At 63.9% G+C, this 24,199-nt stretch carries 23 protein-coding genes and 1 other RNA gene; 13 read left to right on the top strand and 11 right to left on the bottom strand.

The genetic code is table 11. From position 1 onward, the window contains the following. Window positions 1-45: 45 nt before the first annotated feature. Together AC5ZFO_RS08830 and AC5ZFO_RS08835 are read right to left on the bottom strand one after the other, a co-directional pair. The gene (locus tag AC5ZFO_RS08830; RefSeq protein ID WP_282520597.1) at window positions 46-576 is read right to left on the bottom strand and encodes a chromate transporter; all 531 of its coding nucleotides are present in this window, start codon (window positions 574-576) and stop codon (window positions 46-48) included. Continuing rightward, window positions 573-1,202 carry a chromate transporter gene (locus AC5ZFO_RS08835; protein WP_282520596.1) on the bottom strand — a complete coding sequence of 210 codons (630 nt, stop codon included), beginning with the start codon at window positions 1,200-1,202 and terminating at the stop codon, window positions 573-575. Before AC5ZFO_RS08835 ends, AC5ZFO_RS08830 begins: the two co-directional genes overlap by 4 nt. 96 nt (window positions 1,203-1,298) lie before the next feature. Between AC5ZFO_RS08835 and ssrA the strand changes: the two genes are divergently transcribed. The 7 genes from ssrA to feoB all read left to right on the top strand — a co-directional run bounded on the left by ssrA (window position 1,299) and on the right by feoB (window position 6,855). Then, window positions 1,299-1,664, top strand: a transfer-messenger RNA (tmRNA) gene (gene ssrA / locus AC5ZFO_RS08840). Between the two features lie 114 nt (window positions 1,665-1,778). Then, window positions 1,779-2,297, top strand: a complete 519-nt coding sequence (locus AC5ZFO_RS08845; protein WP_028147704.1) for an SspB family protein — start codon at window positions 1,779-1,781, stop codon at window positions 2,295-2,297. 89 nt (window positions 2,298-2,386) lie between these two features. Next, window positions 2,387-3,835: a class II fumarate hydratase gene (gene fumC, locus AC5ZFO_RS08850; RefSeq protein WP_282520595.1), complete on the top strand. Its 1,449-nt coding sequence runs from the start codon at window positions 2,387-2,389 to the stop codon at window positions 3,833-3,835. A 279-nt stretch (window positions 3,836-4,114) separates the two neighbouring features. Next, a complete protein-coding gene (locus AC5ZFO_RS08855; RefSeq protein ID WP_028156439.1) occupies window positions 4,115-4,303 on the top strand; it encodes a DUF4169 family protein in 189 nt (62 codons plus the stop codon). Then, window positions 4,300-4,554: a ribbon-helix-helix domain-containing protein gene (locus AC5ZFO_RS08860; protein ID WP_282520594.1), complete on the top strand. Its 255-nt coding sequence runs from the start codon at window positions 4,300-4,302 to the stop codon at window positions 4,552-4,554. Before AC5ZFO_RS08855 ends, AC5ZFO_RS08860 begins: the two co-directional genes overlap by 4 nt. Before the next feature lie 115 nt (window positions 4,555-4,669). Beyond that, window positions 4,670-4,945, top strand: a complete 276-nt coding sequence (locus AC5ZFO_RS08865; RefSeq protein ID WP_282520593.1) for a FeoA family protein — start codon at window positions 4,670-4,672, stop codon at window positions 4,943-4,945. A 38-nt stretch (window positions 4,946-4,983) separates the two neighbouring features. Next, window positions 4,984-6,855: a ferrous iron transporter B gene (gene feoB, locus AC5ZFO_RS08870; protein ID WP_496121961.1), complete on the top strand. Its 1,872-nt coding sequence runs from the start codon at window positions 4,984-4,986 to the stop codon at window positions 6,853-6,855. A 197-nt stretch (window positions 6,856-7,052) separates the two neighbouring features. Here the strand turns inward: feoB and AC5ZFO_RS08875 are convergent, their stop codons facing one another. Beyond that, window positions 7,053-7,340 carry a DUF3551 domain-containing protein gene (locus tag AC5ZFO_RS08875; RefSeq protein ID WP_282520591.1) on the bottom strand — a complete coding sequence of 96 codons (288 nt, stop codon included), beginning with the start codon at window positions 7,338-7,340 and terminating at the stop codon, window positions 7,053-7,055. A gap of 501 nt (window positions 7,341-7,841) precedes the next feature. Here AC5ZFO_RS08875 and AC5ZFO_RS08880 point away from each other — a divergent pair. Next, on the top strand, window positions 7,842-8,465 hold the full coding sequence (locus tag AC5ZFO_RS08880) for a helix-turn-helix domain-containing protein (RefSeq protein WP_282520590.1): 624 nt from the start codon (window positions 7,842-7,844) through the stop codon (window positions 8,463-8,465). Between the two features lie 94 nt (window positions 8,466-8,559). Here the strand turns inward: AC5ZFO_RS08880 and AC5ZFO_RS08885 are convergent, their stop codons facing one another. Further along, entirely contained in the window at window positions 8,560-9,315 is a 756-nt protein-coding gene (locus AC5ZFO_RS08885) for an outer membrane protein (protein WP_282520589.1), read from the bottom strand. A 164-nt stretch (window positions 9,316-9,479) separates the two neighbouring features. Next, window positions 9,480-9,659 (bottom strand): hypothetical protein, encoded by a 180-nt coding sequence (locus AC5ZFO_RS08890; protein WP_404979755.1) that lies wholly within the window; start codon window positions 9,657-9,659, stop codon window positions 9,480-9,482. Between the two features lie 609 nt (window positions 9,660-10,268). Here AC5ZFO_RS08890 and AC5ZFO_RS08895 point away from each other — a divergent pair. From AC5ZFO_RS08895 to AC5ZFO_RS08905, 3 genes are all read left to right on the top strand, one after another. Continuing rightward, the gene (locus AC5ZFO_RS08895) at window positions 10,269-11,783 is read left to right on the top strand and encodes an ATPase domain-containing protein (RefSeq protein ID WP_282520588.1); all 1,515 of its coding nucleotides are present in this window, start codon (window positions 10,269-10,271) and stop codon (window positions 11,781-11,783) included. Continuing rightward, window positions 11,780-13,486, top strand: a complete 1,707-nt coding sequence (locus AC5ZFO_RS08900; protein WP_496121962.1) for an ATP-binding protein — start codon at window positions 11,780-11,782, stop codon at window positions 13,484-13,486. The genes AC5ZFO_RS08895 and AC5ZFO_RS08900 overlap by 4 nt, the downstream gene beginning before the upstream one ends. 64 nt (window positions 13,487-13,550) lie before the next feature. Next, window positions 13,551-14,048 (top strand): GNAT family N-acetyltransferase, encoded by a 498-nt coding sequence (locus AC5ZFO_RS08905; RefSeq protein WP_282520586.1) that lies wholly within the window; start codon window positions 13,551-13,553, stop codon window positions 14,046-14,048. A gap of 12 nt (window positions 14,049-14,060) precedes the next feature. On the opposite strand, the gene AC5ZFO_RS08910 is transcribed toward AC5ZFO_RS08905, so the two are convergent. From AC5ZFO_RS08910 to AC5ZFO_RS08920, 3 genes are all read right to left on the bottom strand, one after another. Next, window positions 14,061-14,546: a YkgB family protein gene (locus AC5ZFO_RS08910; RefSeq protein WP_282520874.1), complete on the bottom strand. Its 486-nt coding sequence runs from the start codon at window positions 14,544-14,546 to the stop codon at window positions 14,061-14,063. Between the two features lie 401 nt (window positions 14,547-14,947). Continuing rightward, complete coding sequence (locus tag AC5ZFO_RS08915; protein ID WP_071910488.1) at window positions 14,948-15,376, bottom strand: universal stress protein; 429 nt, start codon at window positions 15,374-15,376, stop codon at window positions 14,948-14,950. Window positions 15,377-15,524: 148 nt separating this feature from the next. Next, a complete protein-coding gene (locus AC5ZFO_RS08920; RefSeq protein ID WP_282520585.1) occupies window positions 15,525-16,118 on the bottom strand; it encodes a TetR/AcrR family transcriptional regulator in 594 nt (197 codons plus the stop codon). A 98-nt stretch (window positions 16,119-16,216) separates the two neighbouring features. On the opposite strand from AC5ZFO_RS08920, the gene AC5ZFO_RS08925 reads away from it, so the two are divergent. Both AC5ZFO_RS08925 and AC5ZFO_RS08930 read left to right on the top strand, forming a co-directional pair. After that, entirely contained in the window at window positions 16,217-16,954 is a 738-nt protein-coding gene (locus tag AC5ZFO_RS08925) for a 3-oxoacyl-ACP reductase family protein (RefSeq protein WP_282520584.1), read from the top strand. Window positions 16,955-17,334: 380 nt separating this feature from the next. Next, window positions 17,335-18,660, top strand: coding sequence for an MFS transporter (locus AC5ZFO_RS08930; protein ID WP_282520583.1), 1,326 nt, complete (start codon window positions 17,335-17,337; stop codon window positions 18,658-18,660). Between the two features lie 16 nt (window positions 18,661-18,676). On the opposite strand, the gene AC5ZFO_RS08935 is transcribed toward AC5ZFO_RS08930, so the two are convergent. From AC5ZFO_RS08935 to AC5ZFO_RS08945, 3 genes are all read right to left on the bottom strand, one after another. Further along, a complete protein-coding gene (locus tag AC5ZFO_RS08935) occupies window positions 18,677-18,922 on the bottom strand; it encodes a hypothetical protein (protein WP_282520582.1) in 246 nt (81 codons plus the stop codon). 19 nt (window positions 18,923-18,941) lie between these two features. Then, window positions 18,942-20,060: a DUF2336 domain-containing protein gene (locus AC5ZFO_RS08940; RefSeq protein ID WP_282520581.1), complete on the bottom strand. Its 1,119-nt coding sequence runs from the start codon at window positions 20,058-20,060 to the stop codon at window positions 18,942-18,944. A 354-nt stretch (window positions 20,061-20,414) separates the two neighbouring features. Next, on the bottom strand, window positions 20,415-24,074 hold the full coding sequence (locus AC5ZFO_RS08945) for an AsmA family protein (protein WP_282520580.1): 3,660 nt from the start codon (window positions 24,072-24,074) through the stop codon (window positions 20,415-20,417). Window positions 24,075-24,199: the final 125 nt, after the last annotated feature.

Consider the following 24,199-nt stretch of genomic DNA (forward strand, 5'->3'; position numbering starts at 1 on the left):
GCTGGAAAAGGATCCCCCGCCCGGATCACTGCCTAGCGATTTTCATTACACAATGCCAGCAAAACCAAACAGGCCTCCGGCGAGCAGAAGCCAGAGTGGATTGATGCGCGAGACGGACGCGAGCACCGCAACCGCCGCGGTCAGAAGCAGCGCAGCAAAGGTGCGATCGGTCGACTGGGCCAGGATCAGGGCGCTGGCTGCCATCAATCCAATCGATAGCGGAACCAGTGCAGTCTGAATCAAGGCGGGCCAACGCGATTGGCTGGGCCGGCTCAGCAGACGGCTGACATAATAGGCAAGCAGCGCCGTCGGCAGGCACATCGCCAGCGTTGCCGCCAGCGCGCCAGGGATGCCGGCGACGGCATAGCCGATTAACGTGACGATAAGCACGTTCGGACCTGGCGAGAGCTGCGCGATCGCATAGGCGTCGGCGAACTGCTTCTCGGTCATCCAGTGATGCACGTCGACCGCGATGCGGTGCATCTCCGGCACCGCCGCCGCAGCGCCGCCGACTGCGAACAGCGACATTAGACCAAAGGTGGAGATCAGCGCCCAGATCGGGTTTTCGCTGTTCATGCTGCTACCTTCCGCCGCACCCAATATGTGACGCCGATACTGATGGGAATCGCGACCAGCAGCACCGCCTGGAGCGGCAGGCGAAGCACGCCGATCGCAACGAACACGCCGAGCATGAGAGTGAGCACGACGACGTCCATCCGCTTGAGCAATGGCATCATCATGCGAAAGACCACCGCGATCAGCAGCCCGACCGCCGCGCAGGAGATGCCCGCAAGGATGCGGCGCAGCACCTCCACATCGCCGAACCGGGCGTAGATGATCGCAAGCACGGTCATGATCACCGTCGGCGGCAGCAACAGCCCGGTAAAGGCGGCAACGCCGCCGGCGATGCCGCGCAGCCGCGACCCGAACACCATCGACAGGTTGACGATGTTGGGCCCGGGCAGGAAATGGCAGAGCGCAAAGGTCTCGTTGAACTCGTCCGCCGTCATCCAGCGGTGCTGATCGACGATGGCGTGGCGGGCAAACACCAGGACCCCGCCGAAGCCGGCCAGCGACATCCGGGCGAAGGCCAGGAACAGCGCGACGAGGCCGGGCGGAGGAGCGTGGGTGGCTGGATGGTCCGGCTCTTGATCTGGCTCTTGATCTGGCTCTTGGGCGGCCGGTGCTGAATCCGTGGACATGTCAGGAGCTTAGAACGCTGGCCGTCCCAGGGCCAAGATCATACGGAGGGCCGGCCGGAACCTATCCAAAGGGAACCTCGCCATAGCCGCTCGAAACACCTGTCATTTGAAACCTTTGCCCCCTATATTGGGGGTGCCGGTTCGCCGGCTATGGAAATAAACGGTCGTCGCAATAAACCATTCGGACCCGGGGGCGGTACCCGGCGCCTCCACCAAAGCCCACCAGCGGGCTCACCCACAGCGGGTTTTGGCGGGGGCGAAATAGGATCGACGAGGGCGTAAAGGGCGTGCTTTTTCCCGGTATTGTTCCGCCGTTATCGGGCTACTGCAATAGTTGCCAACGACAACTTTGCTCCGGTTGCTCAGGCTGCGTAACGCAGTTTGAAAGACCATCTTAAAGTCCTAACGGGTTAAGCTCCGTTAGGCGGGGTTCGGAGGCACCTGGCAACAGAAGCCTCCACTTACCTCTTATTTCCTTCCCGGCGGGGACTCCTGCTGACCCGTCAGGCGCGGTACTATTGCGGCTTGGCGAGTCGGGCCGGCAGGGCCCAACTCCTGGAATGCAACAGGACCACCATGGCGACCGATCATATCCGATACGATGTGCTGGCCCGCGACGCGCTGCGCGGCGTGCTGCGGAAGGTGCTGACCGATGCCGCGTCCCATGGACTGCCGGGCGAGCACCATTTCTTCATCACCTTCGTGTCGAAGGCCGAGGGCGTGAAGCTGTCGTCGCGGCTCCTGGCGCAATACCCGGAAGAGATGACGATCATCCTCCAGCACCAGTTCTGGGATCTGACCGTGCTCGAGGACCGCTTCGAGGTCGGCCTGTCTTTCGGCGGCATTCCGGAGCGGCTGATCGTGCCGTTCAGCGCGATCAAGAGCTTCCTCGATCCGTCCGTGAAGTTCGGCCTCCAGTTCGACACCTCCGACGTCGCCGAGGTCTCGCCCGAGACATTGCCGGCCGCTCCCGCGCCGTCGGCCGTCGCAGTGCCGGCGCCTGCCAGCGAGCCGGCGGAAAGCGCCGAGGAGCCGACCGCCCCGAACCAGGGCGGCGCCGAGGTGGTGCGGCTCGATCGTTTCCGCAAGAAATGATCTAGGTTGGGCGCGAAACGGTCGCGCCCGGCCAAACTGCCGATATAGAAGAGCACATGAAGAGGCTGCGTGGAATTCCGTGCCGCAGAATGGATGTGCTCATGGCCAAGACTGCTCGCTCGAAGACTGCTCGCTCGAACACTGCCCGCCCCGCCAGCCGCACCGAGACCGACAGTTTCGGTCCCATCGAGGTCCCCGCCGATCGCTATTGGGGGGCGCAGACCGAACGTTCGCGCCAGAATTTCCGCATCGGCATCGACCGCATGCCGATCGCGCTGGTGCATGCGCTCGGCATCGTCAAGCTCGCCGCCGCACAATCCAACCTCGCGCTCGGCCTGCTCGACCAGCGCCGGGCCAACGCCATCATCCGCGCCGCGCGCGAGGTGATCGAGGGCAAGCTGGACGATCATTTCCCGCTTGTCGTGTGGCAAACCGGCTCAGGTACGCAGAGCAACATGAACCTCAACGAGGTCATCGCCAACCGCGCCAATGAGCTGCTCGGCGGCGAGCTCGGCGCCAAGAAGCCGGTGCATCCCAACGATCACGTCAACATGAGCCAGTCGTCGAACGACTCGTTCCCGACCGCGATGCACATTGCGGCCGCAAGCCGCATCAATGCCGATCTCGTCCCTGCCCTCGGCGAGATGCAGCGCGCGCTCCGCAAGAAGGAGAAGGAGTTCGCAAAGATCGTCAAGATCGGGCGGACACACACCCAGGACGCGACGCCGCTGACGCTCGGCCAGGAATTCTCCGGCTACGCCGCGCAGGTCGAAAGCGGCATCGCCCGCCTCAAGGTGGCGGTGAAGGACCTCTATCCGCTGGCGCAAGGCGGCACCGCCGTCGGCACCGGCCTCAACTCCAAGCCGCGCTTCGCAAGACTGTTCGCAAAGCACGTTGCCGGTATCACGAAGCTCCCCTTCACCAGCGCCGCCAACAAATTCGAGGCGCTGGCCTCGAACGACGCCTATGTGCTGGCGCACGGCGCCATCAATTCCGTCGCGACCGGCCTGTTCAAGATCGCCAATGACATCCGCCTGCTCGGATCGGGCCCGCGCTCGGGCCTCGGCGAACTGATCCTGCCGGAGAACGAGCCGGGCTCCTCGATCATGCCCGGCAAGGTCAACCCGACCCAGTGCGAGGCGATGACGATGGTGTGCTGCCAGGTGTTCGGCAATCACACAGCGATCACGGTCGCCGGCAGCCAGGGCCATTTCGAGCTCAACGTCTACAAGCCCGTGCTCGCCTACAACATGCTGCATTCGATACGGCTGATGGCGGACGCCGCGCGCTCCTTCACCGATCATTGCGTCAGCGGCATCCGTGCCGACGAAAAGCGCATCAAGGAGCTGATGCAGCGCTCGCTGATGCTGGTGACCGCGCTCGCCCCGAAGATCGGCTACGACAACGCCGCCAAGGTGGCGAAGACCGCGCATGCCAACGGCACCACGCTGAAGGAGGAGGCGCTGCGGCTCGGCTTCGTCTCGGCCGACGAGTTCGACCGTCTGGTGCAGCCGGAGAAAATGACGCGGCCTGGATGAATTCCGAATTCCGATAGTCATCCGTAATCATACGGTGCCCCTGGGGCTCATAAATATAAGGCTTAAGGGACGGGATTTGATTACCGTCAATGTTGTGGCGAGGCGGCGTGCTACGCAGGCCTCTCTGCCCTTTGACGGGGCGAATTCATCGTTTGATGGCCCAAGGGGCCAATTGACGAGGACGAGCGAATGGCGATCAAGTCTCATGGGGCGCGACACGGCACCCAGTTTCTGAATGTTTCATCCTGCCAGAAGAGGAGCGGATGATGGAGACGCGGCATGGGGAACGTCATCAACCTGAATCGTTTCAGGAAGCGCGCCGAGCGGGAAGCCACGGCGAAGCAGGCGGACGTCAACCGGGCGAAGTTCGGCCGCACGAAGGCGGAGCGGTCGGCGGAGGAGACGCGCGCGGACAAGGCGAAGGCGCATCTGGACCAGCATCAGATCGATCGCGAGGATCAGTCATGAAGTCGCCCGTGGTGAAACGGTCGATCGTGGTTGCCGGCCACAAGACCAGCGTCAGCCTGGAAGAGGCGTTCTGGAACGGCATGAAGGAGATCTCGGGCCTGCGCAACATGACGCTGTCCGAGCTGGTCGGCGAGATCGACGGCAACCGCCAGCAGGGCAATCTGTCCTCGGCGATCCGCCTGTTCGTCCTCGACTACTTCAAGAGCCGCGCCATGGCCGCGATCCAGGCGGACAAGGTCCCGGCCCAGTAGGCGTTGGGCGTCCTCCAACGGCGCCTCACGGTTCTGCACTTTAAAATCACTCTAAGGTGCAGTTTCAGCCGACCCGCGCGCTTGACCTCAATGCCCTGCGTTGAAAATACAGGGCATGACCGACACCAATGACACGCGTTCGCGAATCCCGCTGGGCCTGGCCCAGCGCGGCTATATCGGCGTCATCCAACATCTTTCCGCTGGGGATGCGGGCTCGGCCCTCTCGGACATCGAGCTCGAGAGCCGGCTGATCGAGCTCGGCTTCGTCGAGGGCGCCCGGGTCGAGGTCCTGCACGAGGGCCTGGTCGGGCGTGACCCGATCGCCGTCCGTGTCGACAACATCACGATCGCGATCCGCCGTCGTGAAGCCATGGCCATCATTGTCGCCTAGACAGCGACCGGAAATCTGATCCCAAGGCCTTTGATCACATGGAAGCTCCTCTGCTGCATCTCGCCCTGGTGGGCACGCCGAACAGCGGCAAGACGTCGCTGTTCAACGCGCTGACCGGCAGTCGACAGAAAGTCGCGAACTATCCCGGCGTCACCGTCGAGCGCAAGGAAGGCTTCTTCGTCACGCCCCTGGGACGCCAGGTCTCGGTGGTCGACCTGCCCGGCACCTACTCGCTGCGCGGCCGCAGCCCCGACGAGGAGATCACCCGTGACTTCGTGCTCGGCAAGGCGTCCGGCGAGACCGTGCCCGACCTCGTGCTGTGCGTGGCCGACTCGACCAATCTGCGCCTGACCATCCGCCTGCTGCTGGAGCTGAAGCGCACCGGGCGGCCGATGATCCTCGTGCTCAACATGTTCGACATCGCGAGCCGCCGCGGCATCACCGTCGACGTGGAGCGGCTCGCCAAGGAGCTCGGCGTGCCCGTGGTCACCTCGATCGCGGTGCGCAAGAGCGGCACGGCCGACCTGTTGGCGCTGACGGACGAGATCTCGGCGAAACTCGCCGCGGAGCCGCGGGAGAACAGCTGGCGCGCGCTCAGCGTCGCCGAGCTGCGCGCCACCCAGCGCGAGGCCGACCGCATCATCGCCGACTGCGTCAGCCTGCCTGCTGGGCCCGACACCTGGACCGCGCGGATCGATGCCGTGGTGCTGCATCCGGTCGGCGGCCTGATCGTGCTCGCCGCTATCCTGTTCGTGATGTTCCAGGCGGTGTTTGCCTGGGCGCAGCCGCTGATGGACTTGCTCAACAACGGCTTCGACGCGCTCGGCGAGTTCGTGCACGCCACCCTGCCCGCTGGCCTCTTGCAGAGCTTCCTTCAGAACGGCGTGATCTCAGGCGTCGGCAGCGTCATCGTGTTCCTGCCGCAGATCATCATCATCTTCCTGTTCATCCTGCTGCTGGAAGACTTCGGCTACATGGCGCGCGCCGCGTTCCTGATGGACCGCATCATGGGCGGCGCCGGCCTGCACGGCCGCGCCTTCATTCCGCTGCTGTCGAGCTTTGCCTGCGCCATTCCCGGCATCATGGCGACGCGCGTGATCGACAACAAGCGCGACCGGCTGACCACGATCCTGATCGCGCCGCTGATGACCTGCTCGGCGCGCATTCCGGTCTACACGCTGATCATCTCCGCCTTCATTCCGGCCAGGGACGTCTGGGGCTTCATCAACCTCCAGGGCCTCGTGATGTTCGGCCTCTACGCCGCCGGCATCACCAGCGCGCTGCTGGTCTCGTTCCTGATCAAATTCTTCATGCTGCGCGACTATGCGCCGGCGCCGTTCATGCTGGAGCTGCCGGACTACAAGATGCCGCGGCTGAAATCGATCGCGATCGGCGTCTACACGCGGGCGAAAATGTTTCTGCACCGCGCCGGCACCACGATCTTCTCGATGATGGTGCTGATCTGGTTTCTGGCCTCGTTCCCGCAGCCGCCCGCGGGCGCCACCGAACCCGCGATCGACTTCAGCCTCGCCGCGATCATCGGCAAGGCGCTCGAGCCCCTGCTCGCGCCGGTCGGCTTCAACTGGCAGATCGCGGTCGCGCTGATCCCGGGCATGGCGGCGCGCGAGGTCGCGGTCGCAGCCCTCGGCACCGTCTACGCGATCGAAGGCGGCAAGGAAGCGGCCGAGCAGATCGGCCAGGTGCTGGCGACGAAATGGTCGCTCGCGACCGCGATGTCGATGCTGGCCTGGTACATCTTCGCCCCGCAATGCGCCTCCACGCTCGCCGTGATCCGGCGCGAGACCGGAAGCTGGACCTGGATGGCCGTGACCTTCTTCTACATGCTGGTGCTGGCCTATGCCGCGAGCCTCCTGACCTACAACGTCGCGGTCGCGTTGGGGGCGGGATAAGGCCCCTCTCAAACCAAAACTGCGAAAACAACCCCATGCACAGTAGACGAGGGTTGTGAAATCAATGGCTTACGCATGTGCAAAAACCACCCGGGCCAAGGACTAATGCGCGCCGGTTGCACCGTCGGGCAAAACACTGGCACAATGGTATCATCGAAGAATTGCCAAGACCGGGATCAGGCCGGGATCGAGATCCGCTAGCGCGGATACCACTGACCGCGAGGGTCGCGCTGACGCGCGAACGCGTAGCTCGGATTGACGCCGCAATAGGCATTGATCCCTGAGGCGGTTGCCATGCACTGCTCATAGGTCGCGAATTGGCAATTGCCTGGGTATCCCCAAATCCGCCCCTGCAAGCAGTAGCTATCAGGAACACCCGGGGCGACGTTGCCATGGCGATACTGGCGTTCGGCCGCAGACGAGATCGAGGCCGCCGATACCAGAATTGAGCTAACCGATAGAATTGCGAAAAGCAGGCGGGTCATCTTCATCTCCTGATTCAAGTTCTGTCGGTTGCTGCGCGCCAACCTGCCTTCCGGCTGCGAACATCAACACAATCGGGCGCGCGCGGTCCCAACCAAAATCAACGGATCTAAGGCAGGGTGCACGAGGCCGCACACGCGAATGCGGCTGCTGCCGCAGTAAGTCGTCCTGCATCCATAGTTGCCTCCGTGAGCTGGTGAAGTCCAGCCATCGAAGCATGGAAAGCCTACGAGGCCTCAAGTTGCGCTAGATCAAGGCGGCGTATCGCGACATGCCAAAACTCGTCCTGTCCGTTGGTACAATGAACCTTAGGACGATAGTCACTCGTCCTGCTTTCGAACAAGCTCGATATCAGGAACAAGAGCCGCGCGACACTGCCCCCGTGTCAGCACATGCTCCGCGACTGACAAACCCGATCGCCATGAGATTGAGGAGTTGGTCCAATGCTGATGCACGCGACCCCGGTCTCCCTTCCCCGCCCGCATTCTCTTAGCGAACTCGGAATGAGCGCCGCCTCGAATCCGATGGTCAGCCTGAGGGAATTCACCTACAGGCGCGGCAGCGAGATCTATGGCGAGAAGGAGCCCGCCGAATACATCTACCAGGTCAAGTCAGGCACAGTACGAAGCTACAAGCTGCTGTCGGACGGGCGCCGGCAGATCAATGCGTTTCATATTCCCGGCGACACCTTCGGGCTGACGAATGGCGGTGTCCATCGTTTCACGACGGAAGCGGTGACGGACACGACCGTGCGGCTGATCAGGCGGGAGAGCCTCGACGCTGTTGCCGGGAGCGACGGCACCTTGACCGGAAGCCTGCTCCATATGACCATGACGAACCTCCGGCATGCCGAAGACCACATGCTGCTGCTTGGACGCAAGACGTCGCTGGAGCGGGTTGCCGCCTTTCTGATCGAGATGGACAGGCGACTCACCGCCGCAGGCGTCCTCGCGCTGCCGATGTCGAGGCGCGACATCGCGGATTATCTCGGTCTGACGCTCGAGACCGTCTCGCGATCTCTCTCGCATTTGCGCGAGCTTGGGGTCCTCGCATTCATCGACAACAACCAGCGTCACATCGTGCTCATGGACAGGCAACAACTCGCCGGGTTCGACCGTCGGAACTGACGCTGGAAGCGACGGACATCCTCGCGGTTTCGCGCTTCCCATGAAAAAGGCCCCGGTCCATGCCGGGGCCTGAAGTCACTGGGAAGACACCAGCTCAGTAGCGAGCACCATAACCAGCACCATAACCGCCGAAGCGATAGTTCAACCGAAGCGTGACCATGTCCACATCCTGGCTGACCCCGGTGCCGAGGAGGGTGCGCCCTCCGGGCGTGACCACGCCTGCGAAGGAGGTGTTGTCATTCCCCATCCAGAGATGGTCGTATTCAACACCGACGGTCCAGTTCGGTGAGAAGCCGTATTCCCAGCCGACACCCAAGGCGCCGCCCCAGCGCGTGTGACCTGCCGAGGCCAGGCCGACTCCGGTGATGTTGTTGAATACATCAAAGCGATTGCGAGTGACGGCCGCGCCACCCTTCACGTAGAGCAGTGACGCGTTCCATGCCCATCCGAGTTGGGCCGTGAACAGGCCGATGCCATCGGTTTTCCCCGTGGTCGAAATCAGCGGATCAATCAGGCTCACGCGCGTGTTCTTGATCTCCGCCCAATCGCCCTGTGCTTCCAACCCAAGCACAAACTGATTGGTTTGCCAGCGATATCCGATCTGGCCGCCGACGAGACCCCCGGAGCGATCAGCGCAACCGCCTCCCACTGTTCCTGCGAGCGTGACGAAATCCACGCAATTATGGCTCTGCCCCCAACCTCCGTTGGCGCCAATATAGAATCCGCTCCAATTATAGACCGCCACCATCGGTGCCGGCGGCGGTGCCTTAACGGCCATGTCGGCCGCCATGGCCGGAGCCGCCATGCTCAGCGCCGCGAAGCCGATCGCAGCCATCGAGAGCCTTTTCATCATCCTATCCCCTTTGCTCGAATCTTCTTGGTTCAGAAAGCGGGCCCTTATGCGGGTTAACGTGCTTAAGCGCCGCGAACATCCAGAAGTTTACGTGCAAGGGGATTTTCGACCCGTACCAAAATGGCAACACCCAAGCGCCATCGCTGTGCACGGCAATGTGCTTAGTCGGTATCCGTAGCTCCGGGCGGTGCAGCGCTTTCCTGTCCTTCGGCAAGCCACGCGTTGATGCCGGACGCTGGAATGAGCCGCCGGGGAAGGTGGGGATTGATCGTGCCCGCAAAGACAGCGAGGCCTTCGTCGAGTTTTGCGCGCGCGAACAGCTTTGCCTCGTGCTCCGTCACAAACGTCCTCGTCTCGCGAGGACTCCGCTGTCTCGGCAGGATGCCCCGCTTTTGCACTTCAAAGGTGACGTACCAGGTCGGGATCATCGCACGCACCAGCTTCTCACAAACCGCACAGAGGCGGTTGTCGTGCGGCCCTGATCGCGGCGCTTGATTCAGATCAAGTCGCTACTTGACGACTTGATGCGGCGATTGAAACGTTGGGCAGAGCTGCGGCAGAAGCCTATCGTCGGCGTCATCATCGAGGCCGATGTGGCGGAGGACACTGCGCGATGGATGAGCGGCGCGCGGTTCATCCGGGCTGCGGGGCCAGTTGACCCGCCTGGCAAGACACGATCACGATGGCATCATCGGCTTCAGCGACATCCAGCTCGCGACCTGCTCCATCCTGCGAGTGGCGGTACGATACCGTCTTTGGCCTCGATCAGCATCGCGATGCAGAGCCGACCATCCCGATGAGCAAGGAACCCGGCGCCGAGCTGAGAGTTCCTTCCCTGAGAGTTCCTTCCCAAGGCCTTCGGCTCGACCAAGCGCGAGCCCTGTCAACAAGCGCGCCTTGGAACTCGCGTAGGGGCGGTGGCGCCCCTTTTCGAAGCGTCAGGGGGTTCAATGAGCAGTCCATCCGACACTGTTGCAGACAGTGCGCCCCAAGAGGTGTCCAGAATATCGACCGGTAGCGCCGGCCTGGACGACATCCTGGGGGGCGGGTTCGACTCCAACCGGATGTATCTCTACGAGGGGCGGCCCGGCACGGGCAAGACCACGATCGCACTCCAGTTCCTGCTGAGGGGGGTGCGGGACGGAGAGCGCGTGCTCTACGTTTCGCTGTCCGAAACCAAGCACGAGCTGGACCTCGTGGCGCAGCGGCACGGCTGGTCGCTGGACGGCATCGACATCTTCGAACTGGTCCCGCCGGAGACGACGCTCGATCCGGAACGCGAGCTCACGGTGTTTCATCCCGCCGAGATGGAGCTGAGCGAAACGACAAACCTTGTTTTCAAGGAGGTCGAGCGGATCAATCCTACCCGCGTGGTGCTCGACAGCCTGTCCGAGTTGCGCCTGCTTGCCCAGAACCCGCTTCGCTACAGGCGGCAGGTGCTGGCGCTGAAACATTTCTTCACCAACCGCAATTGCACGGTGGTCCTGCTCGACGATCTCTCGTCATCTCAGGACGATCTGCAGCTCCATTCCATTGCGCATGGCGTGGTGATGCTCGAACAGCTCGCGATCGACTACGGCGCCGAGCGGCGCCGGCTCCGCGTGATCAAGATGCGCGGCATCCGGTTTCGCGGCGGGTACCACGATTTCACGATCGAGCAAGGCGGCTTGCGGATATTCCCTCGCCTGGTGGCGGCCGAGCATCACAAGACCTTCGTCGGCGAGTTCACCCCCAGCGGCAACGCCGAGCTCGACCAGCTCCTGGGAGGCGGTCTCGAGCGCGGCACCAATGCGCTGCTCATCGGCGCCGCCGGCGTGGGGAAATCATCGGTTGCGCTCACCTATGCGATCGCGGCGGCCGAACGTGGCGAGCACGCGGTGTTCTTCGCGTTCGATGAAGGCCGCGGCACGGTCGAAGCGCGCGCCCGGACACTTGGCCTGCCCCTGCAAGAACACGTCGATTCCGGCCATGTCCGGTTTCAGCAGATCGATCCCGCCGAGCTGTCACCGGGTGAGTTCGCCGCGAACGTGCGAAAGAGCGTCGAGGTCGACAAGGCCCGCCTCGTCATCATCGACAGCCTCAACGGCTATCTGGCCGCGATGCCCGACGAGCGATTTCTCATCCTGCAGATGCACGAACTCCTGAGCTATTTGGGGCAGCAGGGTGTGCTGACCATCCTGGTCCTCGCCCAGCATGGCCTCGTCGGTCCGATGGATACGCCTCTCGACATCAGCTATCTCAGCGATTCGGTGCTCATGCTGCGCTATTTCGAGGTCAGCGGAACGGTGCGGCGCGCCCTGTCTGTCGTCAAGAAGCGCAGCGGCCAACACGAGCACACCATCCGCGAATTTCGGCTCAGCCGCGCCGGCATCACGCTCGGCCCGCCGCTGAGGGAGTTCAGCGGCATCTTCTCCGGCAATCCGCGTTACACCGGGTCACCCAAGCCCGAAGGGTCGGTTGAATGAGCGTTGAGCGAGATCACCATGTTCTCGTCTTTGCTCCGATCGGGCGCGACGGGCTTGCCTCCGTCGAGCTGTTCCGGAGTTCGCACCTGGAAGCGAGCAGCTGCCGCAGTCTGCCCGAACTCGTCAGCGAGATGGCAGCCGGCGTCGGCGCCGTTTTCCTTGCCGAGGAAGCGCTGTTCGGGAAAGACACGTCGCCGCTGGCGCAATGGATCGAGAGCCAGCCGCCCTGGTCCGACCTGCCCTTCGTCGTCCTGACCAGCCATCGCGAGCAGCCGGCCGTCCTCGCCTGGCGCCGCAGCATTGTCGCGCTTCTCCGCAACGTTTCGCTGCTCGAGCGGCCGGTTCAGCCGATGACGCTGACCAGCACCATTCAATCGGCACTGCGCGCACGGCGGCGCCAATATGAAATCCGGGCCCTGCTCGCGGCGCGCGAACAGGCGGCTCAGGAGCTCGAAACGCTGGTGGTCGAGCGCACGCGGGCCCTCGCGGAAGCCAATAAGCAATTGCGCCTGGAGATGAACGAGCGCGCGCGGGTCGAGGAGACGCTTCGGCAAGCCCAGAAGATCGAAGCCATCGGACAGCTGACCGGCGGGGTGGCGCACGACTTCAACAATCTGCTGATGGTGATCTCCGGCGGCCTCGACATGCTCGACCGCCAGACCGATCCCGCCCGTCGCCGCCGGCTCATGGACGGGATGGTCCAGGCCGCCCAGCGCGGGGCCAGCCTGACCAGGCAGCTTCTTGCGTTCTCCCGCCGCCAGACGCTCCGGCCGGAGCCCGTCGACGTCGCCTCGCAGATGGGCGGCATGCGCGAATTGCTCGACCGCAGCCTGAGAGGCGACGTCCATGTCGAGTTCGATTTTCCGGACACGCTCTGGCCGGTGGAGGTCGATCCCGGCGAGCTCGAGCTCGTGATCCTCAACCTCGCCGTCAACGCCCGCGACGCCATGCCCAATGGCGGCACGATTCTCGTGCGCGGGGAAAATCTGCCCGATCTGAATGACGAGCAGATCGCCGGAGACTACGTGCGCCTGTCCGTGGTCGATACGGGTGTCGGCATGAGTCCGGAGATCCTGTCACGCGTTTTCGAACCATTCTTCACGACCAAGGAGGTCGGAAAGGGCTCGGGGCTCGGGCTTGCCCAGGTCCATGGATTCGCGACGCAGTCACGGGGGACGGTCCGCATTCGATCGGAAGTCGGCCAAGGCACCAGCATCGAGCTCTATTTGCCGCGATCGCTCAGCATTCCTTCCAGGGAGCGACACCTCATCGATCTCAACATGGCGCGGCCGAAAAAGAGCAATCACGGCCGCATCCTTCTGGTCGAAGACGATGACGAGGTGGCCGCATTGGTGAGCGAGATGCTGGGCCAGCTCGGTTACGAGGTCACGCACGCGGCGAGTGGCGCCGCCGCGCTCGGTGCCCTCGCCGACGGCCGCGCCGTCGACCTCGTCTTTTCCGATATCATGATGCCCGGCGGCATGAATGGGGTCGAGCTGGCGCGGGAAATCAAACGAAGGCGAAGCGACATACCCGTGCTTCTGACCAGCGGATACTCCGACGCCGCAGTTCACGACGCCGAATTGGCGGGTCTGCAGATCCTGCCGAAACCCTACCATATCGACGAGCTGGCCGCGGCGCTCGGCGCGGCAAAGTCAGAACCCGGGCGCGACACGGAGTCCAAGCGGTCCAGCCGGCGCTGATGTCGCGCGGTGTCGCATCGCGAAAGCGATCGACGACCGGCCTCCAAAGCGGCTATCAGTCTCCATGGACCGCTTCAGCACCGACAGATTGACCGCCGAAAAGCTGCGCGAGGATCACCTTGCCGATCTCGTCGCGCTGCATCTCGATGCCGAGGTGTCCCGCTATCTCGGCGGCGTGCGTGCACCCGAGGTCACCAAGACGTATCTCGAGACCAACATGGCGCATTGGGACCAGCACGGTTTTGGGCTGTGGGTGCTGCGAACGAAGGACGGCGCCTTCGCCGGGCGAGCGGGCATCCGGCACATCCTCGTCGATGGCGTGGACGAGGTCGAGATTGCCTACACGTTCAAGCGCGAATTCTGGGGTCAGGGCCTTGCGAGCGAGATCGCGACGGCGCTGACCGAGATCGGGCTGTCGCAACTCGAGCTGCCGTCCCTCATCGGCCTCGTCTTTGTCGGGCATGGCGCATCCCGCCGCGTGCTGGAGAAGTCGAACTATATCCTCGAGAAGAGCACGACGCATCACGGCGAAGCCGTCGTGATCTACCGCATCCGGTGGTGAGAGGCGGAACGCTCAGCCGGTGCGGAGCCGGACAACCGATTGAGGCAAGGAGGCCAGAAACAACACCGCGCAGACACACAGCAGGACGATGTCCTTGAACAGGAACTCGCCGGCCAGATTCCACGCCATCGGATCGGTCGAAAGGCTCCATGTGACGACGCCCGGCGTCGTGAAGAAGAACGACCACGTGACCGCGAACGTCACCACGCCCATGAATGAACCGAGCGCGGACAAGACCGGATTGAACGCACCGGCCACGAGCAGCGCCGCAATCACGAATTCGGCGACACCGAGAACATAGGCCTCTCCCCTCAGGCCGAATACCGACAGCCAGGAGATGAACGGGCTGTTGCTGATGAACTGGGCGATGCCCTGTGCGGATTGCAGTGTGAATTTCTGCATTCCAAACGATACGAATATGACCACCATGACCCAGCGGAGAATGGCGAGCGGACGATAAGAGCCTCCACCATTTTCCGCGACGTTGAATCCCATCATGCGACGATTTCTCCCCGGATTGCGCATCCATCTGTTGGCGAACGAAGCGTCCGCTACGAGCTATTCGGAGGGGAGCGCCTGTCGTTACATGCGCGGCGGGTTCCACGGATCACAGCTGCGTGCAACGCGCGTGTTCGCGCCGCGATCGAGACTCGCGCATTTCGGATCGACAGGCTCTAGCCGTCGCCGCAATTGCGGTGACAGTGCATTCAATTGATGCACACGGGGGTCCGCTGCTTCGAGTTGAGTGCACTGTCACCGGCTACCCGGGTGCCGGGCCGACAAGGCCTGACCGGCAGGTAAGGCCCGCAGATGACGAAAAGCAGACAAGCCGGTTTATGCGGCCGTTGAGTTTTCTAGTCCTCGCGGCGAGCGAGAACTCTGTCAGCAGGTCCGCACATTCACGGACAAATCAGTACGGGAGTTTTCGCCTGCGCCAGCACCTTGTTTGTCACGCTACCGATGAGAAGCATGGAGAGTCCGCTGCGGCCATGGGATGACATCACGATGAGATCGCAACCTTTATTCTCGGCTGCTGCGATGATGGCTTGATGGGGTTGCCCGTTCTCCACTTGAATCGGTTCGCAGGAAACGCCGGCCTCCTTGGCCGCATTTGCCGCGCGATCCAATGTGCTCGTGGCCTGTTCCTTGCGCAGCTCGGCATATGTTGCGACTGCTTCACGGAACCGCCCTGTCATTTCTGAAAACGGCTCCACAACGAAGATTAGAGATACCTTGGCTCCAAGGGATTTCGCCAGCGCCAACCCATGCGCCACGCCGTGCTCCGCTAGCTCCGACCCATCTGTCGGAATGAGAATGTGCCGGTACATGCTTCACCTCCCGCCTGTCTGGACGTATCGCTGCCTTCCGAATGTAAGCTGGGCTCGCGTTTCGGATGCGGTCTTGAGATAGATCAATCTCTCGGCCCAGCTCGTAGGATGGATAGAGCGGAGCGAAACCCATGCTACAGGCCGCGAGCTACCGCTCGCCCGGCCACATCGCCATGGCCGCCTTCGCTACGCCTCTCAACTCCTCAGGCGTCGCGCCGTCCTTGGCCTGGATGGCCATGCCCTGAAACACACTCAGGTAGAACCGGCTCAGCGCATCGATGTCGGTTGCGGCAGGCAGCTCGCCGCTGCCGACCGCGCCTTCGATCCGCGCACGCAGATTGCCCAGCATGTCGAGGCGGACCTTCCTGATCGCGCGGGCAATGGTGGCCGGCCATTCGTCGCTGACGGCGCCGAGCACGGCCATGCAGCCGGCCGGCGCGGTCCGGGATTTCGGCAGGGTCTCGGTCGCCCCGATCAGCAGGTGCTCGATGCCCTCGCGCGCGGTTTTTCCGTCCGCGAGCTTGTCCCACACCGGAGGTCCCTGGGTCTGGACGTAATGCTCGATCGCGGCGAGATAGAGCGCCTCCTTGCTTTCGAAGGCCGCATAGAGGCTCGGCGAGCGGACGCCCATGGCGTCGCAGAGGTCGTGCATCGAGGCCGCCTCGAAACCCTTGCGCCAAAACAGGAACATGGCGGCTTCGAGGGCTGCCTCTCGATCGAATTCCCGGGGTCGTCCGGCCATCTCGCCCTTTCTGTAATGATCAACACATAATTGACTTGACGCGCCCGTTCAAGACTCCACATATTCTGTGTCGATCGTTACAGAATTGGAGAGATGAAATGAATCTGGCTGGAAAACGGGCCCTGGTGACGGGCGCAAGCAGGGGAATCGGAGCAGGCATTGCAAAAGCGCTGGCCGCGGAAGGCGCCGATGTTGCAATCACTTACGAGAAGTCCGCAGACAGTGCCGCGAAGATCGTGGACGCCATCAAGGCAGGCGGGCGCAAAGCCGTTGCGATCCAGGCCGACAGCGCCGATGTCGCTGCCGTTCAGGCCTCGGTCGAGAAGACCGTCAAGGAGTTGGGCGGGCTTGATATCCTGGTCAATAACGCCGGCATTTTGCGCCTGGGCGGCCTCAACGATATCTCGCTCGCCGACATCGATGCGCTGCTGGACGTCAACGTGCGCTCGCCGATGATCGCGAGCAAGGCCGCGCTGCCCCATCTCGGCAAAGGCGGCCGCATCATCACCATCGGCAGCTATTTCGCCGACCGCGTGCCCGCGCCGGTGCTCGGCGTGTATGCGGCGTCGAAGTCGGCGCTTGCAGCGTTCACGAAGGCGCTCGCGCGGGAGCTCGGTCCCAGGGACGTCACGGTCAATCTGGTGCAGCCGGGATCGATCGACACCGACATGAACCCCGCGAGCGGCCCGACCGCGGAGACGCTGAAACAGTTCATGGCACTGGGCCGGTATGGTGCGACGGATGACATCGCGAATGCCGTGGCATTCCTGGCGAGCGCGAAGGCAAAATACATCACCGGCTCGACCTTGACCGTCGACGGCGGCGCGAACGCCTAGACATTCTGGCTCTTCGTGTTCGTCCAACAGGAGGTTGAGAAGCTGGCCGTGACTGCGATCGCGTTTCCGCAGACGCAGAAGGGCGCGAGCTTCAAACTCGATGCCGCCAAGGCGAAGATCGAGTCGGCCAGGATGGCGATGGCAAAATAGGATGATGTTCGCGATCATCATGGCGGGCGGCCGATGCCTGGGCCGCCCGAGCGTTAGATGGAACGTGTCGCATGCTTCGTCCCTCCTCCAGCTTCGGAGCATGACAGCACAACTGTCACTTTGGCTTGAACGTCAAAATGCCGTTTGCACTCATCGTTCGCACCCGTCATTGTTTTGCAACGCCGCCCGGATGTTGAGCGGGTTCCGGTGATCAAGCGGGAGGCTTTGCGATGCAAGACGTCGAGAAGCGTGTCATTGGCAAGGTGATGTGGCGGCTCATACCGTTCCTGATCGTCTGCTATTTCGTGGCCTATCTTGACCGCGTCAATGTCGGCTTTGCCAAGCTGCACATGAACCAGGCGCTGGGTTTAAGTGAAGCAGCGTTCGGACTGGGCGCGGGCTTGTTCTTCGTCGGGTATTTCCTGTTTGAAGTCCCCTCCAACATCTTCCTGGAAAGAGTCGGCGCGCGCGTCTGGATCGCCCGCATCATGATTACGTGGGGGATCGTCTCGGCGGCCTTCGCATTCATCCCATCGATATCGGCAGCGACGGGAATACCGACGACGGGCGTCTTCTACTCTCTTCGGTTGCTGCTCGGCGCCTGCGAGGCAGGATTCTTTCCGGGCATCATCTTCTATCTGACGCTGTGGTTCCCGGCGGTTTACCGGGCTCGGGTCATCAGCCTGTTCATGCTGGCGATCCCGATCTCGTCCATCATCGGATCGCCCATCTCCGGGCTTCTGCTCGGCGTGACCGGTTTGGGATTGGAAGGCTGGCAGTGGCTGTTCATTCTCGAGGCGCTGCCGTCGGTCGTGGTAGGCATCTGCGTCCTGCTCTATCTGACTGATTTTCCGCGCCAGGCCCGCTGGCTGCAACAAGACGAGATTGCCTGGCTGGAAGACGTGCAGGCCACCGAGAAGCGAAACAAAGAGAAGGTCGAACACCTGTCATTGGGTCAGGCGCTCACCGATTACCGCATTTTGTTGTGCGCTCTGGTGTACTTCTGCCTGAATGCTGCAAGTTACGGCGTAGCGTTCTTCCTGCCAACCATCATCAAGGGTTTTGGCGTCAGTGATACCCAGACCGGCTTGCTGGCGGCGCTGCCCTTTATTTTCGGGGCCGCGGGCATGGTGCTGCTTGGTCGTCATTCCGATCGGACCATGGAACGAAAGGGTCACGTCGCTGCGGCACTGTTGATGGCAGCGGTGGGGATCGGAGTGGCAGGTCTCGTTTCCAACTCCGTCCTTGTCATGGCATTGCTTTGCTTCGCACAGATCGGCGTTTCCGCGGTCCCCCCGATGTTTTGGCCGCTGCCGGCGAGCTTTTTAACGGGAGCATCGGCTGCCGCCGGCATCGCCGCGATCAACTCGCTTGGAAATCTTTCCGGTTTCGCCGGTCCTTACGCAATGGGCTACCTGAAGGATTTAACTGGCAGTTTTACCGCGGGTCTTCTTTTGCTCGCGGGCTGCGCGCTGGTGGGCGCAGTCGTTGTCGTGCTGCTACGCATCGATGCAAGACGCGAGCAAGTGTCCGGCGACATCGCGATGGCGCACTAGACGTTGGTGATCGTCGCTACCTGAAATAGCCGAGCACGAGATCGATATCCGCGCTGCCCGCCACCGTACCGTTCAGCTCGGCGTCGATGACCCGGCGGCAGGCTGCGATCGCGGCGTGGTCGCCGAGATCGTTGGCGGCTTCGAGCACGAGCCAGGCGGCGTCGACGGAAGCCTTCTCGGGGGCCGAACCGCCGGCATCGACGGGAAGGCTCTTGTTGAGGATCTTGTTCTTGCGAACCGCAGTGCCGAATTGAGGCAACATTGCAATACTCCCCTCTTGCTCAGTGCACCTGGAGCTCGGGCTGACGGCCCGTATCGGCACCCGCGCCGGTCTTGCGCGACTGGTAGAACTTCAGAATGCTGCGCGACGTCTCGATCTTGAGCTTGCCGAACTCGCGCTCGCTGTCATGAAGCTCGCGCGCCGTGATCAGATGATCCTTGGCGCCGAGGAACAGCAGCGACATGGTCGTGTCCCACGAGAAGTCGAGCGCCTTGCACAGCACCAGAAGTATCTCGCGATTGCGGTCCATCATCGCGCGCTCGATCACGTCGACCGGAAGCGACGACAACAGCGACAGGCCGATCTGCACCTCGTCGAAACGGTGCTGGCGCGCATAGTTCGAGATCGAGTCCTGGTTGAGGTTGCCCTGGCGGTACTGCGTCGTCACCACGCGCTTGGCGACGAAATAGCTGCGCGAGGACGGGCCGAACTTGGACTGGAGATCGCCGGTGACGTCGGTCACCGAGCTCTGGATCTGCGACATCATCTCGGGCCGCTCGCTCTCGAGGCGGCGGCGGACGTCTTCCGACGCCTTGGAAATGAGCTGCTGGAAGATGTGGCGCGGCACGTCCTTGCGCAGGCCGAGCTGCTCGGCGAGGATCGAGTCACCCTCGGCGCGCCGGACCATGTGCAGCAGGCCCGAACCGGAGAAGCGCGCGCCCTCGTTTTTGGCGACGGAGGTCACGACCGCCTGGTCGCCGCGCTTGACCAGCACGTCGGTGACGGCTTCGCCGATCGACTTGCGCTGGGCGATCGCAAGCAGATGCGCCTGGCCCTTGGTCATGGCACTCTCGACCAGCATCTTCTCGTTGATCCGACTGGAGTCGCGCAGCACCGGACCGGCCACGTCGATCTCGTCGTCGAGGGCGAGCTTTGCGATGACGTTGAGCGGCGCGTGATCACACGCCGACATCACGTCCGAGAGCTGCGCCCGCGCGGCGACCTCGATCTCGTCGGCAAGCCGCCCGATGACCTCGCCGAACATGCTGATCTCGTCGTCGCTGTAGCGGCCGGTGATCAGGATGTCGGTCGCATGCCACAACGCCTTCGCCCGGCTCTCGTCGGTGCCGCGCGCGATGGCGTCGTCCAGATCTTGCAGAAGCGATTTTGCCCCGTTCATCTCGATACCCCAGTTCTTGGCTAGCCATCCCGCTCGTGCTGGCGGGACGCCGAATTCCTCTGGGAACAGAGACTAGGGAACAAACGCGAGAATCCGGTAAAGTCGGCAGATCAGTTTTGCCGGGCAAAATTCGTTAAAATGCGCGGGAATGGGTTTACCGGCGGGCAAGGCGTCCGCGGCGGCAAAGGATGATGGGGACTGCGAAGCTGCTCGGCCTTATGGTTCGAGACGCGCTGTAAACGGCGCTCCTCACCATGAAAGTCTAGGATTTCACGGCGAAACGAGACCTCATCCTGAGGAGCCCGCCAACGGCGGGCGTCTCGAAGGATGGCCACGACAACATTGCCCGCCGCCTCACGGATTCGACGGCGTCAGCACCAGCGGCGGCTTCGGCTTGGGTTTTGCGGGCGGCGGGCCTGGTGCCGGCCTCACTTCGATCGGCGGCGGCAGCGGCGCGATCTGCTGGCTCGCGAGCGGCGGGCTTGTCAGTGGAGGACTTGCGATTGAAGGACTTGGCACCGCGGGGGCGGCCTGCGGCGCCTTCGGCATCGGCGCGGCCTTTGGCTTCGGCGGCGCGCGGCGCGGATCGCGGCCGGGCAACGGCACGTCGGTCAGCGACGGCTCGGGCACCGGGTCGGGCGAGACCAGCGTCGGCAGCGCCGCAGTCGCCGGCGGCGGCTCGCCACGCTCGATCGCGTCGAGCCGCCGCGTCTCGCGATCGATCGTGCGCACCGCGAGCCAGGACGACAGCGGCGCGACATCGACGGTGCGGTTGAGCCTGTCGGGAGGACCTGCCGCGAACAGCTGGATCTCCGGTGGCGCGCCGGAAAGTCCGGTCATGATCGGCGTCAGGCTGGCGCGGATGTCGGCCTGGTCGGCGGGGATGTCGTAGCCGCCGGAGACGATCGCCCGGGCGTTCTTTGCTTCCAGCGGTGTCGCGCCGACGCGCAGGCGCCCGTCGCGGATCGTGAACGGGATCTGCGCCGAGGCGACCGCGATCGGACCTGCCGACAGCGCGGGTTCGACGAGCTGCCGCAGCCTGTTGTCGTCGGCAACCTGGCCGCCGTCGCTGGCGCGGATGGCGATCTCGAAGGCGCGCGGATTGAGGCCGCTGATTTCCGCGGCCTCGAGCGTCACCGTGCCATTGCCGGCGAGCGCGCCGGTCAACGCCGCAACGCTGCGGCCCTGGCTGGTCAAGGCCATCTGCACCGAGGCACGTCCCTTGGGCAAGGCGAGATCGCGGTAGCGCAGCGCCGCCGCATTGACGTTTCTGAGCTCGATACGCGCGTTCAGCGCAATGCCATTGGCGCCATTGCGCGCGTCGAAGCTCGCCGACATCTCACCGCCGCCGACACCACCCTTGAGCGCGTCGAGCGCGAGCGACTGGCCGTCGCTCCGGATCGTGCCGCCGACGGGGCGCAGCTCGATGCCGTCGGGCAAGGTGCCTTGCAAGGCCTGGAAGGCGATGCGGCCGCGCCAGCCGCCGAGCAGCCCCGCACTCAGGGGATCACCGGCATCACGTCCGGCGGCGCCGATGGCCATTGCGAACGCGGGCGCAAGATCGAGCGCGTCGAGGCCGATTTCGCCATCGACGCTCTTCTCCTGATCGAGCGTCACCGCGAGATGCCCGCGCAGATGCGAGCCGGCCGCGCTGCTGTCGAGATCGTCGAAGGTCAGGCGGTTGCCGGAGAGGCCGACGCGCGAGGACAGGTTGACGCTCTGCACCGATCTGTCGGTTGGACTGGTCCCGAACAGCGGCGCCAGATTGGCATTGCGTACGCGCAAATTCACGCTGGCCTTCGGCTGGGACGAATTGAAGTCCGGCAATTCGATGCTGCCTTGCGCATCCGCATCCAGCCCGCCGCCACTGAGCTTTGCGTTCAATTGCAACGGCCGGCGCCAGGCGCCGCTCAACCGGCCTTCGAACTGCGAGGCGCCCTCGCCCGCGGCGGCGACGCGATCGAGGCCGAGCAGCGCCAGCAATGTGCCGGCCTTCGGCGTCGAGATTTTCGAGTCCAGCGTGAAGTCGCTGTTGCGCAAGCGGTCGATGTCGATGCCGTTGACCGCCGCCACCGGCGTCTGCCCGGCCAGCGTCGCGGTGGCCTTGAGCTGCGGCGCATCGAGATCGAGCACGGCGCGCGCGTCGTTGCGATCGGCATGGTCGGCGTTCTTGTCGAGGCTGAGGTCGAGCTTCAACCGCGTCGCGCCGGGCAATGACGGCATGGCGTCGAACCGCGCGCGCACCGAAGGCGCAATCGGCTCGAGCAGCGCGGTGAGCTCACGCAGCGAATTGGCCGAGGATTTCAGCGCGAGCTTGCCGGTGGCATGAACGCGGTCGAAGCTGCCGCTCGCTTCGGTGGTCACCCCGCTCGCCTGGCCGAACCGCAACTGCTCCAGGGACAGCGCCGCCGGACCGTAGCCGAGCTTCGCCGTGAACGGCCGCAGCTCCTGTCCGGCCGACATCGCGCGGCCGACGTCGAGCGCGAGCTTGGCTTCCTCGGGCCATTCGCCCTGCGGCCCCGCGAGCGCGCGCACGAAGCTTGCGGCGGCATCGAGGTCGAGACGGTCGGCCTTGAGCTCGGCGTCGATCCGCGAGCCCTTGCTCGCGCCGGTCTGGACGAAGCCGATGCGGCCCTCCACCGCGCCGCCCTCGATCTCGGCCTTCAGCCTGTCGACGGCGAGATGGTTGGCGGCGATGGTCACGTCGCCGGCAAGGCGTAGCGGGCGCGTGCTGCGGCGGTTGATCTCGCTGCGGCCCTGGAGCCAGGCCACCAGCGTATCGGGATCGGACGACTCGACGCTGAGACGGCCGCTAAAGCTGTCGGCGCCGGGCGTTGCGCCGTTGAGCGAGAGCTGCGTCATGCCGGGCGCGCGCAGCTCGAGCCGCTGGAACGTCCAGGACCTTCCGTCGGTCTGAAGCTCCGCCGTGATGTTCTGGAGCGGACGCCCGCCCAGCATGATCTGATCGGAGTTGAACTCGATCTGCGCCGGCATCGGCGCCTGCGGGATCGCCGCAAGGCCCGCGCGCAGCGCCGGCAGGACGCGCTGCGGCTCGGCATCATCCTTGCCCGCCAGCTTGTCGGCATCGACCTGGCGCGCCGACAGCACCGCGCGCAGCAGCGGCGAAGCGCCGAACCTGACATCGCCGACACCGCCAAACTTGAGCGCGTTGTCCTCGGCGCCGAAGCTCGCGTCGATCTGATCGAATTTGGCGCCGGCCGGATCGGCCTTGAGCTTTGCCGTGAGCTTCCAGGGTGTCGGCCCCGCCGTGCCCGCCTTCTTGACCGGAGGCACAGCGAGCGTCAGCGCGCCGTCGAATTTCGGCAGGCGGTTGTCGAAGGCGAGCACGCCTTCGAGATCGGCCAAGATCGCGCGCTCGCCGGGATCGATGTTGAGGTGGAGACGGGTGGCGCTGCCGTCGGCGCTTGGGCCGGAGGAGACGCGGAACGGATAGCGCACCCCGGTGGCGGTGAAACTGCCATCGCCGCGGACCGAGCCGGCCAGCGAGCGCACGTCGCCGGAAAAGGTGATGTCGTTCAATTCCAGCGTCGAGCGGCTGGCGGCATCATGCAGGGCGATGCGGCCGGTGAGGTTCAGCCGTTCGATCGCAAGCGAGGCCAGATTGAAGGTGCCGCTCGCGGTGGACGGCAAATCGACCCGTCCTTTGGCATCCAGGCCGAGATCCACCGCCATGCCGTTGACGGTCAGCTCGGTAGCGCGCCATTCACCGCGCATCAGCGAGCTCAGGCTGAACTCGACGTCGAGCTTGTCGGCGCGCAGACGGCCGAGGTCATTGTTGCCGCCGAAGGTGACCGAGCGCAGCCGCAGCGTCGGCGCCGGCAGCAGCCGCGCATCCAGCTCGCCCGCCACCCGCACCGGCACGCCCATGATCGTGCCCGCCTCCGCCTCGAACTGGGGCCTGAACTGGTTCCAGTCGATGAAGTAAGGCCCGATCAGCGCGGTCAGCAGCGCAATGATGAAGGCAATCGCCAATCCGAGCAGCGTCGTCTGCACGGGTCTCCCCTCGGCCAAACCGGCCCGGGCCGAACCTGAGGGCCTCAGGCGCGCCGGAACAGCCCCTTATATAAGGGGAAGTGTGGCGAAGTCACAGCGACTGTTGCGCGCGGAGGTTAACGGGG

The sequence above is a fragment of the Bradyrhizobium sp. Unk1 genome (assembly GCF_059512345.1).

What these genes read in the sequence shown, in the direction of transcription:
- AC5ZFO_RS08895 (WP_282520588.1), top strand. Translation starts at nt 10,269, where the DNA reads ATGAGCAGTCCATCCGACACTGTTGCAGACAGTGCGCCCCAAGAGGTG.
- AC5ZFO_RS08915 (WP_071910488.1), bottom strand. Translation starts at nt 15,376, where the DNA reads ATGTACCGGCACATTCTCATTCCGACAGATGGGTCGGAGCTAGCGGAG.
- AC5ZFO_RS08845 (WP_028147704.1), top strand. Translation starts at nt 1,779, where the DNA reads ATGGCGACCGATCATATCCGATACGATGTGCTGGCCCGCGACGCGCTG.
- AC5ZFO_RS08865 (WP_282520593.1), top strand. Translation starts at nt 4,670, where the DNA reads ATGACCGACACCAATGACACGCGTTCGCGAATCCCGCTGGGCCTGGCC.
- AC5ZFO_RS08905 (WP_282520586.1), top strand. Translation starts at nt 13,551, where the DNA reads ATGGACCGCTTCAGCACCGACAGATTGACCGCCGAAAAGCTGCGCGAG.
- AC5ZFO_RS08935 (WP_282520582.1), bottom strand. Translation starts at nt 18,922, where the DNA reads ATGTTGCCTCAATTCGGCACTGCGGTTCGCAAGAACAAGATCCTCAAC.
- AC5ZFO_RS08885 (WP_282520589.1), bottom strand. Translation starts at nt 9,315, where the DNA reads ATGAAAAGGCTCTCGATGGCTGCGATCGGCTTCGCGGCGCTGAGCATG.
- AC5ZFO_RS08910 (WP_282520874.1), bottom strand. Translation starts at nt 14,546, where the DNA reads ATGATGGGATTCAACGTCGCGGAAAATGGTGGAGGCTCTTATCGTCCG.
- AC5ZFO_RS08855 (WP_028156439.1), top strand. Translation starts at nt 4,115, where the DNA reads ATGGGGAACGTCATCAACCTGAATCGTTTCAGGAAGCGCGCCGAGCGG.
- AC5ZFO_RS08875 (WP_282520591.1), bottom strand. Translation starts at nt 7,340, where the DNA reads ATGACCCGCCTGCTTTTCGCAATTCTATCGGTTAGCTCAATTCTGGTA.
- AC5ZFO_RS08900 (WP_496121962.1), top strand. Translation starts at nt 11,780, where the DNA reads ATGAGCGTTGAGCGAGATCACCATGTTCTCGTCTTTGCTCCGATCGGG.
- AC5ZFO_RS08925 (WP_282520584.1), top strand. Translation starts at nt 16,217, where the DNA reads ATGAATCTGGCTGGAAAACGGGCCCTGGTGACGGGCGCAAGCAGGGGA.
- AC5ZFO_RS08940 (WP_282520581.1), bottom strand. Translation starts at nt 20,060, where the DNA reads ATGAACGGGGCAAAATCGCTTCTGCAAGATCTGGACGACGCCATCGCG.
- AC5ZFO_RS08860 (WP_282520594.1), top strand. Translation starts at nt 4,300, where the DNA reads ATGAAGTCGCCCGTGGTGAAACGGTCGATCGTGGTTGCCGGCCACAAG.
- AC5ZFO_RS08835 (WP_282520596.1), bottom strand. Translation starts at nt 1,202, where the DNA reads ATGTCCACGGATTCAGCACCGGCCGCCCAAGAGCCAGATCAAGAGCCA.
- AC5ZFO_RS08920 (WP_282520585.1), bottom strand. Translation starts at nt 16,118, where the DNA reads ATGGCCGGACGACCCCGGGAATTCGATCGAGAGGCAGCCCTCGAAGCC.
- AC5ZFO_RS08880 (WP_282520590.1), top strand. Translation starts at nt 7,842, where the DNA reads ATGAGCGCCGCCTCGAATCCGATGGTCAGCCTGAGGGAATTCACCTAC.
- AC5ZFO_RS08830 (WP_282520597.1), bottom strand. Translation starts at nt 576, where the DNA reads ATGAACAGCGAAAACCCGATCTGGGCGCTGATCTCCACCTTTGGTCTA.
- AC5ZFO_RS08930 (WP_282520583.1), top strand. Translation starts at nt 17,335, where the DNA reads ATGCAAGACGTCGAGAAGCGTGTCATTGGCAAGGTGATGTGGCGGCTC.
- feoB (WP_496121961.1), top strand. Translation starts at nt 4,984, where the DNA reads ATGGAAGCTCCTCTGCTGCATCTCGCCCTGGTGGGCACGCCGAACAGC.
- fumC (WP_282520595.1), top strand. Translation starts at nt 2,387, where the DNA reads ATGGATGTGCTCATGGCCAAGACTGCTCGCTCGAAGACTGCTCGCTCG.